The organism is Hyphomicrobium sp. (assembly GCF_020852195.1).
Lineage (GTDB): Bacteria > Pseudomonadota > Alphaproteobacteria > Rhizobiales > Hyphomicrobiaceae > Hyphomicrobium_C.
The window spans coordinates 1-16271 of record NZ_JADZBI010000177.1 but is presented as its reverse complement, the minus strand read 5'-3'; the positions used below and the strand labels follow the sequence as shown (position 1 = coordinate 16271).

Sequence of the window (16271 nt, the reverse complement as noted above, 5' to 3'; positions counted from 1 at the left end):
GTCGCCCTCACGGCTGACGAGGCGCTGGCCCTGCTTCAGATGAGGCTGCAATCGGGCGCCGAGCTCGCGCGGGACGACGCCGATCTGGCGCAGGCGGCGCGTTAGCTCCGGCGGGGCGCCGACGTGGAGGCTCAAGGGCTCGGCGTCGGCGGGTAGCGCCGCGTCCTCGGGGCTCACCTCGATCGAGCGCCAGCGTACCGGCGCATCCTCGTGGGTGGGCGCGTCGAGGTCGTCGCCAAGGGCCGCGACGAGCGCTGCCTCGTAGCCCGGCGCTACGCGGAGCTGCTCGACGATAGGTGGCATGCCGTCCTCGTAGGCCGGCATCACGAGCTTGGACAGCGTCTCACGCTCGGTGACGAGCGTCGAGAGCGCCATGCGCGCCTTCTGCGCCTCGCCGCTCTGCACGCGTGCGGTCTCGGCGAGGTCGCCGAGCTTGTCCTCGGCGTCCAGTGTAGCCGCCTCGATGGCGGCGATCTCGCGGGCGAGGCGCTGGCCCTGCTCGGTGATGGAGGCGAGCTTCAGCGAATCCGGCGCGCCCGCGGCGGCGGCCTCGGCATCGCGCGCGAGGGTCGCGAGCTTGTCGTTGATTTTGGCGATGGAGGCGCGGCGCTCGGCCTCGGCGGTCTCGAGCGACTTGCGGCGGGCGCGGACCTCGGCGGCGCGCTCAGTGACAACCGCGAGCTCCTTCTCGGCGACCTCGAGCGCGGCGGCAGCCTCCTCCTCGGCGGCGTGGATATGGTCCTCCGCGGCATCGGCCTCGGCCTCGGCCGCCTCCAGCGCCTGTGTCTCGACGTCGAAGCCGGCCAGGATCTCCTTGGCCTCGGAGATCTGGTGGGCCTCGCGGGCAAGGTCCTTCTCCAGCTCGCCGGCGAGCCGTGCAAGCTCCTGGCGCCGCTCGGAGCAGCGCTCGGCCTCCTTGGCGAGCCCGTCGGTCTCGATGCGGATGCGGGAAAGCGCGGCCCCGCGCTCGGCCTCCTTGTCGCGCAGCGGCTGGATGGTCTCGGCCAGCTCGGCCTCAGCGCGCAGTGCCTTCGCCTCGTCCTCGGTCACGCGGCCGAGCAGGGCCAGCGCCTCGGCAAAGTTGCGCTCCTCGGCGTCGACCTGTGCCTGGGAGTCGATCCAGGAGAGGTGCGCGAGCAGGGCCTCGGCGCGGCGGATCTCCTCCGAGAGATCCTTGTAGCGGCGGGCCTGGCGGGCCTGGCGCTTCAGGCTTTCGATCTGGCTCCCGAGCTGGCCCATGATGTCGGCCAGGCGGGAGAGGTTCGATTCCGCGCCCTTGAGCCGCAGCTCGGCTTCGTGGCGGCGGCTGTGCAACCCGGCAATGCCGGCTGCATCCTCCAGCACGCGGCGGCGCTGCTCGGGCTTGGCGTTCACGATCTCGGAGATCTGGCCCTGGCGGACCAGGGCCGGCGAGCGGGCGCCGGTGGCGGCGTCCTCGAACAGGATCTTGACGTCGCGGGCGCGCACCTCGCGGCCGTTGATGCGGTAGGCGGAGCCCGCATCGCGCTCGATGCGGCGCGTGATCTCAATCAGGTCGCTGTCGTTCCACTCGGCGGGGGCCTGGCGCGCGGCGTTGTCGAGGAAGATCGTCACCTCGGCGACGTTGCGCGCCGGGCGGGTCGTGGTGCCCGAGAAGATGACATCGTCCATGGCCGCGGCGCGCATGGACTTGTGCGAGGTCTCGCCCATGACCCAGCGGAGCGCTTCCAGGAGATTGGATTTGCCGCAGCCGTTCGGGCCCACGACGCCGGTCAGGCCGGATTCGATCAGGAGATCGGTCGGCTCAACGAAGGACTTGAATCCGAGAAGCCTCAAACGGCTGATCTTCATGTCGTGCGTCTATCCCGTACTTCTCAACTCAGCGGCCGGTGAGGGGTTACAGGTCCAGCCTGTATGCTCAACCCGAAACTCTACTGAGCAACGGAGGCGGCCCTGGGCGCAGAGAGCAGCGGCTCGACCATCTCGCGGATGTCGCTCATGGTGAGCGTTTTCTTCACGAGCTTGCCTTGCACGAAGAAGTTCGGCGTTCCGATGATGCCGAGCGTCCGTCCGCGCTCCTTGACCCATTTCAAGCTGTCGATCATGGCCTGATTCTTAAGGCAGGAATCGAACTGGGCCTGGGTCATCCCCACCTGCTTGGCGACCGCGAAAATCGGCTCGAGGCGCACCTCCTGGGACACCCAGGAGGATTGCTGCTCCATGAATTTCCCGTAGAGCGTGAAGTACTTATCGGGCGGGGCGCAGCGAAGCGCGATGGTGGCGTTGCCGGACTGCTTGCCGATCGGGAACTCGCGCATGATGAAGCGCACCTTGCCGGTGTCGATGTAGGTGCGCTTGAGCTCCGGGAACGTTTCACGGTGAAACGCCCGGCAATGGGGGCAGGTCAGCGACTGGTACTGGATGATGGTGACGGGCGCGTCGGCGCGGCCGAGCGTCATCTCGGGCAGCGTGCCGGTCATCGTGACGTCGGCGATGGTCGGGTTTTCTATGACCTGGCGGCCGCCTTCGGACGGATCCGGAACCGATCCGAAGGGGCTGAAGGGCGTGTCGCTCGAGGTGGCGCTCGCACTTTCGGGGAAAGCGCCGGGTGCGACGGCGTCGACGCCTGCGGTCGACAGCGATCCGTTGCCGGAGCAGGCCGACAGCATCAGCACGGATGCCACGGCCAGCCCTATGCGGCTGACGTGTCTGGATCCCGGCCTCCGCCGGGATGACGATGTTGGCGGTTCGGCCGGTTGCCCTACTTTGACGTCACATCGGCGCAGGCTGGCGTCCAGGCACGCTTCGGCGTTGTGCGATAGGGACAGGCGTGCTGCGCGAAATGCCGGCATCTCGTCCGTCCCCGTCGCCGGTTGTTCAGCCCTGGGCCAGCAGCGGCTCGATCATCTTGTCGAACTCTTCGATCACGGGCGAGCCCTGCAGGCGCTTGCCGTTGATGAAGAAGCTCGGCGTGGCGTTGACGCCGAAGGTCTCGGCGGCGCGCGTATGGCTGGCCGTGATCTGGTCGAGCAGCTTCTGGTCCGTCAGGCACTTGTCGAAGCTCTCCTGGGTGAAGCCCGCCTGCTTGGCGATCTCGAACAGCTTCGGCGTCGGGTTCTCCTTCACGAAGGCCCATTGATCCTGGGTGTCGAACAGCGCGTCGACGAGGGCCAGGGATTTTTCGGTCGAGCCTGCGCAGCGGGCCAGCATCGAGGCTGCGAAGGCGCGCGCATCGAGCGGGAACTCGCGGAAGACGAAACGGATCTTGCCGGTGTCGATGTACTTCTTCTTGAGCTCCGGGAAGGTCGCGTCGTGGAAGTGCTTGCAGTGGCCGCAGGTCATCGATGCGTACTCGACGATGGTTACCTTGGCGTTTTCGGGACCGAGCACGAGGTCGGCAAGGTCACCGGTCTTCATCAGATCGTCGACCGGAACCTCGGCGGGGCCCTTGTTGCGCTGAGCATACGCCGGAAGCGCAAAGCCCGAGAGGCCCAGTCCAGCCAGTGCGGCTCCGGCCATCATGGCCTGGCGGCGATCAAGCCGGCTCGTCACATGCATTCGTTCAACTCCGTTTTGTTGTTGCGCGCGTCCAGGGGGCTGGCTGCTCGCGCCTCATGTTTTCGGTCTGGCTGATAACATGGGCGCAGCCACCGAATAAGGCAAATCCGGGCTGAACGCCATTTGAATGGCCGATCTGTTGCCCGAAAAGCCATGCCGATCAACGGTGTGGATCAGGCCCGGCGCGTGCTCTGATGGCGACGGACGCCCTGCTCGAGGCGGGTCAGCGCGGCGAGCAGCGGATCGTCGGCGGGACTCCTCCCTTCCTCGGTTCTCCCAGACAACGGCGGAGGAGGAGAAGCGCGCGATGGCAAGGGGGCCTGGACTAGGCGGATCGCCTCGACGGCGCGATAGCCGAAGTAGGCGTTGATGCGGTCCGTGATCTGGCGGGTGCGGTACTCGACATCGAGCGCGCGAGCGGGATCGACGCGCAGGATCAGCGTCGCCCCGCGACGCTCGCCTTCATCCTCGTGAATGCCGTCTGCTTGAGTGCCGCGGGGCCACTTGAGGCGCTCCGGCGCCGTATATTCCGCGAGCTCAGCGCCCGCGATGTTCGCCCAGTCGGTGATCAACGTCGCGGTCGAAAAGCCGAATTTCTCGAACGCTTTCTTCGTCAGCGTCGGCACGAAGCTGCCGACCGCCTTGGCCGGAACAAAGCGGGTCGCCGGTGGGGCCGCGAAGCGTGAGACGCTCGGCGCGAGCGCAAGATGCCGGCGCGCCGGGTGGGGCAGCGGCGATTTCCGTGGTTTTTCTGTGAGCTTTGCAGTCACGCGGCGTCGCTGTCATATGCAGGGGTGTTGCACGTCCCTAGCATGATGACGGTGATTCGCGTCGTCTTCGAAGGGGGACACCGATTCCATGGGGGACCGGGTGAGAACTGTGGCGCGCCGGCAACTGCCACTTCGGCCGGCCGGAGCCGATACCGTGGCGGCGCTGCTCGACTGGTATGACCGGGAGCGGCGCGATCTACCCTGGCGCTCGAAGCGCGGGCGGCGGTCGGATCCGTACAAGGTCTGGCTCAGCGAGATCATGCTGCAGCAGACGACGGTCAAGGCCGTCATTCCCTACTACGCGAGCTTCCTCCGGCGCTGGCCGACGGTCGAGGCGCTCGCGGCGGCGGCTTTGGACGATGTGCTCGCGGCGTGGGCCGGGCTCGGCTACTACTCGCGCGCCCGCAACCTGCACAAGTGCGCACAGGCGGTCGTTGCCGAGCATGGCGGGCAGTTCCCGCGCACGGAAGCCGGGCTTTCGAGTCTGCCGGGGATCGGTCCCTATACGGCGGCGGCGATCGCGGCCATCGCGTTCGGCGAGCCGGCGACGCCGGTGGACGGCAACATCGAGCGTGTCGTCGCCAGGCTTTTCGCCGTCCGGCATCCGCTACCGGGGGCCAAGCGCGAGATCAAGCGGCTCGCCGCGACGCTGACGCCGCAGAGGCGTGCGGGCGACTTCGCACAGGCGATGATGGACCTCGGTGCCGCGGTCTGCACGCCGAAGCGCCCCTCCTGTCTCGTGTGCCCGCTGCAGCAGGACTGCCACGCGCACGCACTCGGCATAGAGGCGCAATTGCCGATAAAGCTCGTCAAGGCAGACCGGCCGGTGCGCTACGGCATCGCGTTCCTGGTGCTCAGCGAGGACGGGCGGGTGCTGCTGCGCAAGCGGCCGGAGGCCGGCCTGCTGGGCGGCATGCTGGAGGTGCCCTCGACGGAATGGGGCGACGACTGGCTGCCGGTGGACCAGGCTCTGATGGCGCAGCCCGTGCGGGCCGACTGGTGGTCGGTGCCGGGTGTGGTCAGCCACACGTTCACGCACTTCCGGCTCGAGATCATGGTGATGCGCGCCATCGTGCCGGCGGATGCGAGCCTGACGTTCTGGGCCAGCCCCGAACACTGCCGCTGGGTGCCGCGCCGCGACCTCGGCAGCGCCGCCCTGCCGTCCGTCATGCGCAAGGTCATCGCGCATGCGCTGAAGGAGCAGTAGGCAGCAGTGTTTAAGCCAAGCGTGGCGTGGGCTCTGCTATTCGCTCAAGGTGGATTTCTGCGCGCCTAGAGTCTACAGGTTGGCGCAATACCCCGAAGCACTGAGATAGTCGTAAGGGTTGAACTGGTGGCCTGGACTTGGCGACTTCCAATAGCATCCAATCCTTCCAAAACATTGCTCTTGAGATGTGTAACGCGAACAGTCTTCGATGTGCGAATAGACTGAACCGCTCGGTTGCGAAACCGGTGGCAGTACAGTGATAGTGCTCGGTGGAGGATTGTACGTGCTGTTTGATGAGCTTCCGTCTTGCGGAGGGCTAATGAAGTTGTTTTGAATCAGAACTACGATCAAGCCCGCGATTACCGCGATCAAAATTGCCCCGATCATAGTTTGGCTAAACGGCGTTCGCATCGCTCCGCCTCTGCTTTAAATCATCGGAAATCGCAATATCCATAGCCATAGTCCATTGCTCCAGGCGGACTATTTGAACCGTTCCACTTGCAGTCCCAGTAGATTTCACAAGCGGATTGGGAGTGGAATGTTGTGCACGCGGCCTTGGGCGCTCCGGTTCCGTTGCTTTGGTTAGCATTCGGTCGATTTATGCTGTTCTGAAGTATGACTCGTGCCAGCGATCACCGCTACGACGATCGCCCCAAAAAATGTCTGACTGAATGGAGGTCGCATCATTGCCCCAGTGGTGCGGGAGGCTTCCGTTCACTCCTATTTCGTAACACGTACCTATTTTAATGGCGCGACCTGCTTATTAGCAGATGTCGGCATCAACGTCATCGACGCGCCGATCCCCGTAGCCGTTATCGGGCAACGAGTTTTTGTCTACTCGGCGGCGATGAGGGGAGAGGTCGGGAGCTTTGTGAGACCGAGCTCGGCCTTGGCGCGCTCGCGCAGCTTGTCGATGGGGTGCAGCACGCCGCCGCGCTCGTAGTGCCAGAAGGTCCAGCCGTTGCACGCCGACTTGCCCTGCACGACGGCCCCCAGGCGGTGGATCGAGCCCTGGCTGCCGGGAACGGCCAGCGTGCCGTCGGCCTTCACCTCGGCCTTGATGCTGCGGCGTTCGTCGTAGAGGGGCGAGCCGGCTCGCAGGATGCCGAGCTCCACGAGGGTGCCGAAGGGAACGCGTGGCTCGGCGCGCTTCGATGGCTGCGCCTCGAGCGCGGAGGCGGAGAGCGGCTTCACCTTGGCGATGCGCTCGGTGGCGGCTTTCGCGTAGTCCGGATCGCGCTCGATGCCGATCCAGCGGCGGCCGAGCCGCTGCGCCACGGCGCCCGTGGTGCCGGTGCCGAAGAACGGGTCGAGCACGGTGTCGCCGGGGTTGGTGGTCGCAAGCAGGATGCGATGCAGGAGTGCCTCGGGCTTCTGCGTAGGATGCGCCTTGCGGCCGCCCTCGTCCTTCAGGCGCTCCGGCCCCGCGCAGATCGGGAATAGCCAGTCGGAGCGCATCTGAACGTCGTCGTTCGATGCCTTGAGGCCCTCGTAGTTGAACGTGTAGCGGGACTTCTGATCACGCGCGGCCCAGATCAGCGTCTCGTGCGCGTTGGTGAAGCGGCGGCCGCGGAAGTTCGGCATCGGGTTCACCTTCCGCCACACCACGTCGTTCAGGATCCAGAATCCGATGTCCTGCAGCGCCGTGCCGAGGCGGAACACGTTGTGATAGGAGCCGATCACCCACAGCGCGCCGTCCGGCTTCAGGACGCGGCGGCACTCGGCGAGCCAGGCGCGCGTGAAGCGGTCGTACTCCTCGAACGAGCCGAACTTGTCCCAGGCGTCGTCGACGCCGTCGACGCGCGTGTTGTTTGGACGCAGAAGCTCGGTCGTGAGCTGCAGATTGTAAGGGGGGTCGGCGAAGACGAGATCTACACTTCGATCCGGTAGTCGACGAAGCTAGTAGATGCAATCTCCCACCAGGATTCGATTTCTGGCCAGAGACCGATCTCCGGCCACGCGGCCGCGATCTCCTGCAGCCGCACACGCACGACGACGCACACCCATTCGACGCAACTCACTGAGAAAAACCAGAGATGCCAAGGATCCATGAAACGAACCCGAGACGCTGACAACCGATCCCACGGTTAACGAAGTGTAAACGGCGGGAGTTAATTTTCGGTAAACGCGTCGGGTGCGCGGCAAGGATCTCTTAGGACGCCACGGGAAGGAGACTCGCACGCTTTTGCGGCGTGCGAAAGGCAAAACTCGACTCCGCCATACATCCCTTGAGTCGGCGCGCGATGCGTCGGGCCTTGCATGAAAAAAATCCCGGCGCTTGCGGGCGCACCGGGATCGCATTCGTTCATCAGTGTTCGATCTGTCGTCTTAAGCCGCACGCACCATGGACAGGAACCGCTCGACTTCGGTCTTGAGCGTGCGACTGTCGCCCGACAGCGACTTGGCCGAGGCGAGGACCTGCGAGGAGGCGGAGCCGGTCTCGGACGCGCCCTGGCTCACGGCGGTGATCGAGGAGGCAACCTCGCTCGTGCCCTTTGCCGCTTCGATGACGTTGCGGCTGATTTCCTGCGTGGTCGCGCCCTGCTGCTCGACCGCAGCGGCAATGGCGCCGCTCACGGCCGAGATGCGATTGATGGTGGCCGCGATCTCGTTGATGGCGTCGACTGCCTGACGCGTCGAGGACTGCATGCTCTGGATCTGGCTGCCAATCTCGTTGGTAGCCTTGGCCGTCTGTGCTGCGAGCGCCTTCACCTCCTGCGCCACGACCGCGAAGCCCTTGCCTGCGTCGCCCGCACGCGCGGCCTCGATGGTGGCGTTGAGCGCCAGCAGATTGGTCTGGCCAGCGATCTGGTTGATCAGCTCGATCACGGCGCCGATGCGCTCTGCCGACTGCGAGAGCTCGACGACGTTCTCGTTGGTCTGGGCAGCCTGGCGGACTGCCTGGTCGGCGATCGCGCTGCTCTCGTGGACCTGACGGCCGATCTCCTGGACGGTGGACGAAAGCTGCTCGGATGCTGCGGCGACGCCCTGCACGTTGGCCGAGGTCTGCTCGGAGGCGCTGGCCACGGTACCCGACAGCTCTTGGGTCGAAGCGGCGTTCAAGGTGAGCTGTCCCGCCGCCGCCTCGAGCTGGCTCGACGCGGCGGAGACCGTCTCGACGACACGGCCGACGCTCTCCTGGAACTGGTTGGCGAAGCGGAGCATCTCGGCCTTGCGCTCCGCGGCGGCACGCTTCTCGTGCTCGGCTTGCTGGGCGCGCAGGCGCTCGGCTTCGAGCATGTTCTGCTTGAAGATGAGAACGGCGCCGGCGATCTCGCCGAGCTCGTCGCTGCGGTTCGTTCCATAGACCTCGCGGTCGGTGTGGCCGGCCGCCAGATCGAGGATGGAGAGCTTCATGCGCTCGATGGGCTGCGTCAGGTTGGTGATCAGGAGCCAGATGCCGCCGATCATGGTCAGGATTGAGATGATGCCGCTCATGGCCGACGTGCGCAGCGTGGCGGCCAGCGCGCGGTCGGACGCAGCGGTGGTCTTCTCGACGTAGGCCTCGTAGTGGCTCGACAGGGCGCGCAGCTTGTCGTTCAGCGCCTTGCGGTTCGAGCGGTTGGCGTCGTTGTCGCCGAACTGGCGGGCAACGGGGAGCGACTCCTCCCGTGCGAGGCGCACCAGCTCGGTGCGGAAGCGGATGAACTCCTCGATGGTGCCTTGAGCGTCGACGAAGTCCTGGCGATGCTCGGGCTCTACGGTGCCCTCCCAGAGCTTGGTGACGGTGCGAAGCTCGTTGGCGCCCTTCAGGATGCCGTTGCCGTAGTTTTCCGCAGAGGGCCAGTCGCTCGACATGTAGATGCCGCGCGAGTCCATGACGATGGCGTAGACGAGGCCGTTGATGCGCTCGAGGTAGGTCTGGCCGCTCTTTGCCCGCATGGCCAGGTCCTGGGCGGCGCTTTGGGCGGAGAGGCTCATATAGGAGAGCGCTGCGCCGGCAACAGGAATAAGCGCGAGGAACGCGATCAGCGCTCCTACCTTGTACTTCAGCTTCAATTCATTAAGCACGGAGAGACCCATGAGTTGGCGCAGGCCGGCCCCGCGCCGGCGCGCACATATCTTCGTAATGTATAATTTTATCTATCCGTCATTACCAATTGAATAACATGCATAAAACTTGTGCCGTGTTGCATGCGGTTCTCGATCGGACCAAGGCGCAGGGGCAGGGCGGCGGCGCAGCGGGGGCGGCTTCTTGTTTGGAGAGTACGCGTGGTGGATCGGTGCTGTGGGCGTCAGGCGCTGCCGACCGCCTTGCGATAGGTCGCGAGGATGGCGTCGGCCAGCGTGTCGTAGGTCATGACGACCTCGGTGGCGCCGTACTTCTTCAGGTACTCGGCCTCGGGCTCGGTCTGGGCGCGGCCGATGATCGGCATCGTCGGGTTAGCGGCGCGCGCCTGCTCGATCGCCTGCCCGGCCTCGAAGTTGCTCGGGATGGCGACGACCATGACTGCGGCCTTGGCCGGATTGGCCGCGTGCAGGAGCGTGGTGACGCTGCCGGCGATGCCCTCGATGTTGCGGGCCTGCAGGCGCTTGATCTCCTCCTCGTTCTCGTCGATCACGTAGAGCGGCGTCGGGCCCGAGGCCAGGGTGTCGACGATGCGCTTGCCGACGCGCCCGGTGCCGACAACGATGGTGTGGCCCTCGAGCGTGGTGACGTGGATGGGCTCCTCCTCTTCCTCCTCCTCCGCTGCCTCCGGCTGTTCGCCTGGCTCGTGGTGATGCCCGTCCCTCTTCTCGAGCCACGGCTTCAGGTGATCGAGGCCCCAGAAGAACAACGGATTGATGACGATCGAGAGCAGGGCGCCGGCCAGGATCAGGTCCCGCCCCTCCGCCGGCAGCAGATCGAGGCTCATGCCGAGCGCCGCGAGGATGAACGAGAACTCGCCGATCTGCGCGAGGCTTGCCGAAATGGTGAAGGCCGTGCCCAGCGGATAGCCAAAGGCGCGCACGATGGCGAGCGCAGCCAGCGATTTGCCGATGACGATGATGAGCAGCGTCGCGGCAACGGCCAACGGCTGATCGACGACGATCCTCGGGTCGAACAGCATGCCGACGGAAACGAAGAACAGCACCGCGAAGGCGTCGCGCAGCGGCAGGCTCTCGTTGGCGGCCTGCTGGGAGAGCTGGGACTCGGAGAGGATCAGTCCGGCGAAGAAGGCGCCGAGCGCGAACGACACGCCGAACAGGTTGGCGGCAATGAAGGCGACGCCGAGCGCGATGGAGAGCACCGCAAGGCGGAACAGCTCGCGCGAGCCGGTGTGGGCCGTGTAGTGCAGGATCCACGGAATGACGCGGCGGCCGACCAGCATCATGATGGCGACGAAGGCCGCCACCTTGCCGATGGTGAAGGCGACCGTGGTCAGGAGCTGCTTGACGTCGAGGGATGCCGGGTTCGTCGTCTCTCCCTCCACCTGGCCGCCAAGGAGAGGCGAGATGGCCGGCAGAAGAACCAGCGTCAGGACCATGACGAGGTCCTCGACGATGAGCCAGCCGACCGCGATCTGGCCGCGCTCGGTGGTGACCAGGCGCCGCTCCTGCAGCGCGCGCAGCAGCACCACCGTGCTCGCGACCGAGAGTGCAAGGCCGAACACCAGTCCGGCGCCCGGAGACCAGCCGAGAGTGTGCGCCAATCCGGCGCCGAGCAGCGTCGCGACGGCGATCTGCGCCACGGCGCCCGGCACCGCTATGTTGCGGACCGCCCATAGCTCCTTCATGGAGAAATGCAGGCCGACGCCGAACATGAGCAGGATGACGCCGATTTCGGCAAGCTCGTGGGCGAGGCCCTGATCGGCGATGAAGCCCGGCGTGAAGGGGCCGATGGCGATGCCGGCGACGAGATAGCCGACGAGCGGCGAAATGCGCACGCGATGGGCCAGCGCACCGAACACGAATGCAAGGGCCAGACCTGTGACGATCGTCGCGATGAGCGGCGTGTGGTGCGGCATCGTGCGGGTGGTTTTCCGTTGGCTCAGCGTCAAACCGAGAGTGTAAAAACGACGATCTCAGGCGTGGCACCAAAACGCAAGGCGTGTTCCGTGGCGCTTTGTTGACTTATCAGGCAAGAGCGCCTGCCATTTCGGGCTTCATGCGCGCGAGACAAGCAAGTTGCGGCTTTGGCCGACATCCGTTTCCGAGCCGGAAACGGTGCGTGCGCTGCAGGCCATGCGGACTTGCGCCGAACGCGGCCTGCAAATGCGATGCGTCTCGCTCGTCAGTCGATCTGAACGACTACGGCTGACCGATTTCACGCTTCGCGCTGGTTGCGAAGCGGTGACGACTAAAGCGTGACTTTCGGCTTCACGTGGTTTGCGCACGTCCATTTCTTGACGAAATAGGTGTTGTGACGCTTTTCCCAGTCGTGGACGATATCGAATGTGAATTTGGTGCAAAGCGTCGGCGTGATGCCGTAGCGAAAGTCCTCCTGCGGCTCGACGGGAATTCGGAAGTCTTCGCAGAAGTTCGGGTTGGCGTGCAGGCAGCCCACGATCAAAACCTGAATCAGCAGCATTGGCTCGTCCTTGTCTCTCGGTTTCTCGCCGAAGTCTCGCAATGGCCTCCGCGCGTCGACGCGCGGCGCCAGCTCGCGTGAGATGCGCGCTCACCGGCATTGGACGTGCAGAGAAGACCCCAGAGATAGCGGTCGGTACTTGCGATCGACATGCGGGGAGAACGCAAGCGCGCGAATGCCGACAGCACACGGCGGCGGCTTTCAGCCGAGGGATGGACTTCGGTGAGGCGCGTTCTCATGGTCGACCTCGCGGCGCTCATCTGAGTGAGCGGAAAGTTCCTGCGAGCGTGACCTCCAGCTACCCGGTCCGCTTGGACGTTCTGGCCGGGCTATTTTCCAGCATATTCCGGGAATGTACGGCGTTTCAACATTGCGATGGGAGTTCTGCCCATTCTTTGCGGGGGTGTGCCTTTGAAAATACGGGTGAAGGACGGGCGCTCTCCGGGGCTTCTCGGCCCAGATGCGCTCAGGACGCTTCGGCCTCGATCAGTCCGAGGGCGAGCTGAACGGGCTTCCACGACCGACGGTGGTGGACGGAGAGGCCGAGGCGGACGAGGGCGTCGCGATGCTCGGGCGTGCCGTAGCCCTTGTGGCGCTCGAAGCCGTAGCCCGGCAGCTCGCGTGCTAGCGCGATCATCATGCGGTCGCGCGTAACCTTGGCGATGATGGAGGCGGCGGCGATCGAAAGGCACTTGGCGTCGCCCTTGACGATGGTGCGCGTCGTGCATTTGAGGCGGGGCGCGCGGTTGCCGTCCACGAGGGCGAGGCGCGGGCGGCAGGAGAGGCCGCTCACAGCCTCGGCCATGGCCCACAGCGTGGCGGCGAGGATGTTGTCGCGCTCGATGCGCTCCACGTTGCCGATGCCGACGCCAACCGCGACGGCTGTCGCCGTGATGCGGTCGAACAGGCGCTCGCGCTCGTCGGCATCGAGCGCCTTCGAGTCGTTGATGCCCTGCGGGATGCGGTCGGGATCGAGCACGACGGCTGCGGCCACGACCGGCCCTGCCCACGGACCGCGCCCGGCCTCGTCAATGCCGACAATAGGACCGCCTGCCAGCGAAAGCTCGGCAGCCTCCAGCTCGAACGTCGGCACGATCTTAGAATCATCCACCCGCATCTCTGTAGCGTCGCGGGTGGCGGCAATTGTGTCAAAGGCGGCTGTGGATAGGTGTGCGGTACGCGGCGACCGCAAAGCCGGCTCCTTGTCCCACTGTCATCCCGGCTAAGGCTTCGGCTGCGCCTTCGCCTTTCCGGGATGACACGGGGTGAGGGATGACGGGCTGTGCAGCGGCGAGGTCAGAGGAGCGGCATCTGCTGGCCCTTGGCGACCGGCGGCGTGAAGAGGTCGAGGCGCAGTGACTGGCGGCGCGTGTTGAGGCCGAGGCGTTTCAGGGCCAGGCCGAAGCGTGCCGCGATCTGCTCGGCATAGGGGCCGCGGCCTTTCTGGCGCAGGCCGAACTCGGCGACGTAGTCCTTGCCGCCGTGCATGGAGCGCAGCAGGCTGATGACACGGTCGGCGCGGTCCGGAAACTCGCTCTTGAGCCACTCGCGGAATACGTCCTTCAGCTCGAGCGGCAGGCGCAGCAGCACGTAGCCCGCCTCGGTCGCGCCGACGTCGCGTGCGGTCTTGAGGATGCGCTCGATCTCGCTGTCAGTGAGGCCCGGCACCACAGGCGCGACCATGACCGCGACCGGGACGCCCGCTTCGGACAGGCCGCGGATGGCGTCGAGCCGTTTTCCCGGGGTCACGGCGCGCGGCTCCATGGCGCGGGCGATGCGGCGGTCCAGCGTGGTGACGGAGATGGCGACCTTGGCCAGCCGGCGCGCGGCCATGCGCGACAGGATGTCGGCGTCGCGCAGGACGAGCGCGGACTTGGTGACGATGCCGACCGGGTGGCTTGCGCGCTCCAGCACCTCCAGGATCTGCCGCGTGATGCGGTGCTCGCGCTCGATGGGCTGGTAGGGATCCGTGTTGGTGCCGAGCGCGATGACCTTGGGCACATAGGCCTTGGCGGCCAGTTCCTTCTCCAGGAGCTCCGCCGCATTCGTCTTGGCGTAGAGCTTGGTCTCGAAGTCGAGCCCGGCCGAGTGACCTAGGTGGCAATGCGTCGGGCGCGCATAGCAATAGATGCAGCCGTGCTCGCAGCCCCGATAGGGGTTGATCGACTGGTCGAAGGAGATGTCCGGGCTCTTGTTGCGCGTAATGATGGAACGGGCGGGCTCGGCGTAGACCTCGGTGCGGAAGGCATCGAGCCCGGCCAGGTTCTCCCAGCCGTCGTCGAAGCTGACGCGCCGCTCGGCTTCGAAGCGGCCCGAGTGGTTCGAGCGCGCGCCTCGGCCGCGCCGGCGCGTCTCGTCGACAAGGCTTTCCGGCGCCGTCTCGGACTTGGCGAGCGGGTCCATCTTCGGGCGGGTGCTGTGCAGCTTCATGGCAGCACAATGCTACGCCGAGCGTGAGAACAAATAAAGAACAAAATCCAGAATAGCCGCTTCCGCACGTTCCGTTGCGCCAAGGTGCTGACTAGCCGTGCCTTTGCGTGGAAATCACGGCGCGAGACCGGGAATGCTTGTTGCGGCCGGAAGTTCGTGCAAGACAGGGCCCATGATTTCTGTCGTCATTCCTACGTTCAATGCCGAGGCGCATCTCGCGGAGACGCTGACGTCGCTCGTGCCGGCGGCGGTGGACGGGCTCGTGCGCGAGGTGATCGTCGCCGACGGCGGGTCCACGGACCGTACGCTCGAGATCGCGGACGGGGCCGGGGCAGAGATCGTCAAATGCGCGGCTGGGCGCGGCGCGCAGCTCAAGGCCGGCGCCGCGCGGGCGCGGTTCCCGTGGCTCCTGTTCCTCAACGCGGATACCTATCTCGACATCGGCTGGGAACGGGAGGTCAACCTGCACATCGAGCGGGTCGAGGGCGGGCGCCGCCGGGTCTCGGCGGCCAGTTTCCGCTTTACGCTCGACGACGAGGGCTTGATGCCGCGCACGCTCGAGACGCTGGTGTCGCTGCGCACGGGGCTTCTCAAGCTGCCCTACGGCGACCAAGGGCTTCTCATCTCGCGCGCACTCTACGACGAGGTCGGCGGTTTCGATCCGTTGCCGCTGATGGAGGACGTGGACATCGCGCGGCGTCTCGGACGCAGCCGCCTCGCCGTGCTCAATGCCCGCGTGATGACGCGCGGCGAGCACTATCGGCGGGAGGGCTATCTCTCCCGCGTGGCACGCAGCCAGGCGTGCCTCGGGCTTTATCTCATCGGCGTGCCCGTCAGGACCATCGCCACGCTGCTCGGGCGGTCGCCGGAGCCGGTCGGCGAGCCGGCCGTCGGACGCAGCCTGCCGTAAGCCCAAGTCTCCGGCATCGCACGCTCTCGCTCCACACCCTTGTTTTCGGCTGAAGGTCCCGCAGGCGCGGGGGTTTCTGACGACCTTTGCATGTCCGCTCGCGTGGCACGTCCTTGACGGATATTATAACATCCGTAATAGGTAGCGCTTTCCAGATCACTGCGAGGAGGGTGTCTTGGATCAGAATTTCATCACTCAGTTGGGAGCAAAGGCGGAAGGCGACCGGAGGCTGCCGGTGACCGTGCTCTCGGGTTTTCTCGGCGCCGGCAAGACGACGCTCCTGAATCACGTCCTCAACAACCGGGAGGGGCGCAGGGTCGCCGTCATCGTCAACGACATGAGCGAGGTCAACATCGATGCCGCGCTCGTCGCCCGCGGCGGGGCCGATCTCTCGCGCACGGAGGAGGCGCTGGTCGAGATGTCGAACGGCTGCATCTGCTGCACGCTGCGCGAGGACCTGCTCGCGGAGGTGCGCCGCCTCGCCGACGAAAGGCGCTTCGACTACCTCCTGATCGAGTCGACCGGCATCGCCGAGCCGCTGCCGGTGGCGGCGACGTTCGAGTTCCGTGACGAGAGCGGCGCGAGCCTTTCGGATGCCTCGCGGCTCGATACGATGGTGACCGTGGTCGACGCCGCGAACCTGCTCAAGGACTATTCGTCACGCGATTTCCTTGCCGGCCGGGGTGAGGTTGCGGGCGATGCCGACGAACGCCCGCTGGTGGGGCTTCTGGTCGAGCAGATCGAGTTCGCGGATGTGGTCGTGCTGAACAAGATCGACGTCGCGACGGCGGAGGAGATCGTGGCGGCGCGCGCGATCATCCGCTCGCTCAATGCGGATGCGCGTATCATCGAGACGAGCCACGGCAAGGTCGCGCTCGGCGATGTGCTGGACACCGGGCTGTTCTC

Annotated in this window: 12 protein-coding genes and 1 pseudogene; 3 read left to right on the top strand and 10 right to left on the bottom strand. The window is 65.8% G+C overall.

Translation table 11 applies throughout. The features are described from left to right. The 4 genes from IT540_RS15360 to IT540_RS15345 form a co-directional block, all read right to left on the bottom strand. Positions 1 to 1830, bottom strand: a 1830-nt coding sequence (locus tag IT540_RS15360; RefSeq protein WP_291179767.1) for a chromosome segregation SMC family protein, incomplete at its 3' end; no start/stop codon positions are given. An 80-nt stretch (positions 1831 to 1910) separates the two neighbouring features. Then, on the bottom strand, positions 1911 to 2663 hold the full coding sequence (locus IT540_RS15355; protein WP_291179764.1) for a DsbA family protein: 753 nt from the start codon (positions 2661 to 2663) through the stop codon (positions 1911 to 1913). Positions 2664 to 2856: 193 nt separating this feature from the next. Further along, positions 2857 to 3537 carry a DsbA family protein gene (locus tag IT540_RS15350; RefSeq protein WP_291179761.1) on the bottom strand — a complete coding sequence of 227 codons (681 nt, stop codon included), beginning with the start codon at positions 3535 to 3537 and terminating at the stop codon, positions 2857 to 2859. Positions 3538 to 3710: 173 nt separating this feature from the next. Next, on the bottom strand, positions 3711 to 4307 hold the full coding sequence (locus IT540_RS15345; RefSeq protein WP_291179758.1) for a DciA family protein: 597 nt from the start codon (positions 4305 to 4307) through the stop codon (positions 3711 to 3713). Positions 4308 to 4395: 88 nt separating this feature from the next. Between IT540_RS15345 and mutY the strand changes: the two genes are divergently transcribed. Further along, complete coding sequence (mutY, locus tag IT540_RS15340; RefSeq protein ID WP_291179755.1) at positions 4396 to 5514, top strand: A/G-specific adenine glycosylase; 1119 nt, start codon at positions 4396 to 4398, stop codon at positions 5512 to 5514. Positions 5515 to 6348: 834 nt separating this feature from the next. Here the strand turns inward: mutY and IT540_RS15335 are convergent. The 6 genes and pseudogenes from IT540_RS15335 to IT540_RS15310 form a co-directional block, all read right to left on the bottom strand. Further along, positions 6349 to 7473: pseudogene (locus IT540_RS15335) on the bottom strand (site-specific DNA-methyltransferase). Between the two features lie 369 nt (positions 7474 to 7842). Further along, complete coding sequence (locus IT540_RS15330) at positions 7843 to 9525, bottom strand: methyl-accepting chemotaxis protein (protein WP_291179752.1); 1683 nt, start codon at positions 9523 to 9525, stop codon at positions 7843 to 7845. Positions 9526 to 9749: 224 nt separating this feature from the next. After that, a complete protein-coding gene (gene ybaL / locus IT540_RS15325) occupies positions 9750 to 11462 on the bottom strand; it encodes a YbaL family putative K(+) efflux transporter (RefSeq protein WP_291179749.1) in 1713 nt (570 codons plus the stop codon). Positions 11463 to 11794: 332 nt separating this feature from the next. Next, positions 11795 to 12025: a hypothetical protein gene (locus tag IT540_RS15320; RefSeq protein ID WP_291179746.1), complete on the bottom strand. Its 231-nt coding sequence runs from the start codon at positions 12023 to 12025 to the stop codon at positions 11795 to 11797. Between the two features lie 466 nt (positions 12026 to 12491). Continuing rightward, positions 12492 to 13142: a ribonuclease HII gene (locus IT540_RS15315; RefSeq protein WP_291179743.1), complete on the bottom strand. Its 651-nt coding sequence runs from the start codon at positions 13140 to 13142 to the stop codon at positions 12492 to 12494. 179 nt (positions 13143 to 13321) lie between these two features. After that, positions 13322 to 14428, bottom strand: a complete 1107-nt coding sequence (locus IT540_RS15310) for a PA0069 family radical SAM protein (RefSeq protein WP_291179770.1) — start codon at positions 14426 to 14428, stop codon at positions 13322 to 13324. A 199-nt stretch (positions 14429 to 14627) separates the two neighbouring features. On the opposite strand from IT540_RS15310, the gene IT540_RS15305 reads away from it, so the two are divergent. Together IT540_RS15305 and IT540_RS15300 are read left to right on the top strand one after the other, a co-directional pair. After that, positions 14628 to 15365, top strand: coding sequence for a TIGR04283 family arsenosugar biosynthesis glycosyltransferase (locus IT540_RS15305; RefSeq protein WP_291179741.1), 738 nt, complete (start codon positions 14628 to 14630; stop codon positions 15363 to 15365). 175 nt (positions 15366 to 15540) lie between these two features. Next, positions 15541 to 16271 (top strand): GTP-binding protein (locus IT540_RS15300; RefSeq protein ID WP_291179738.1); only part of this gene is annotated, 731 nt, incomplete at its 3' end.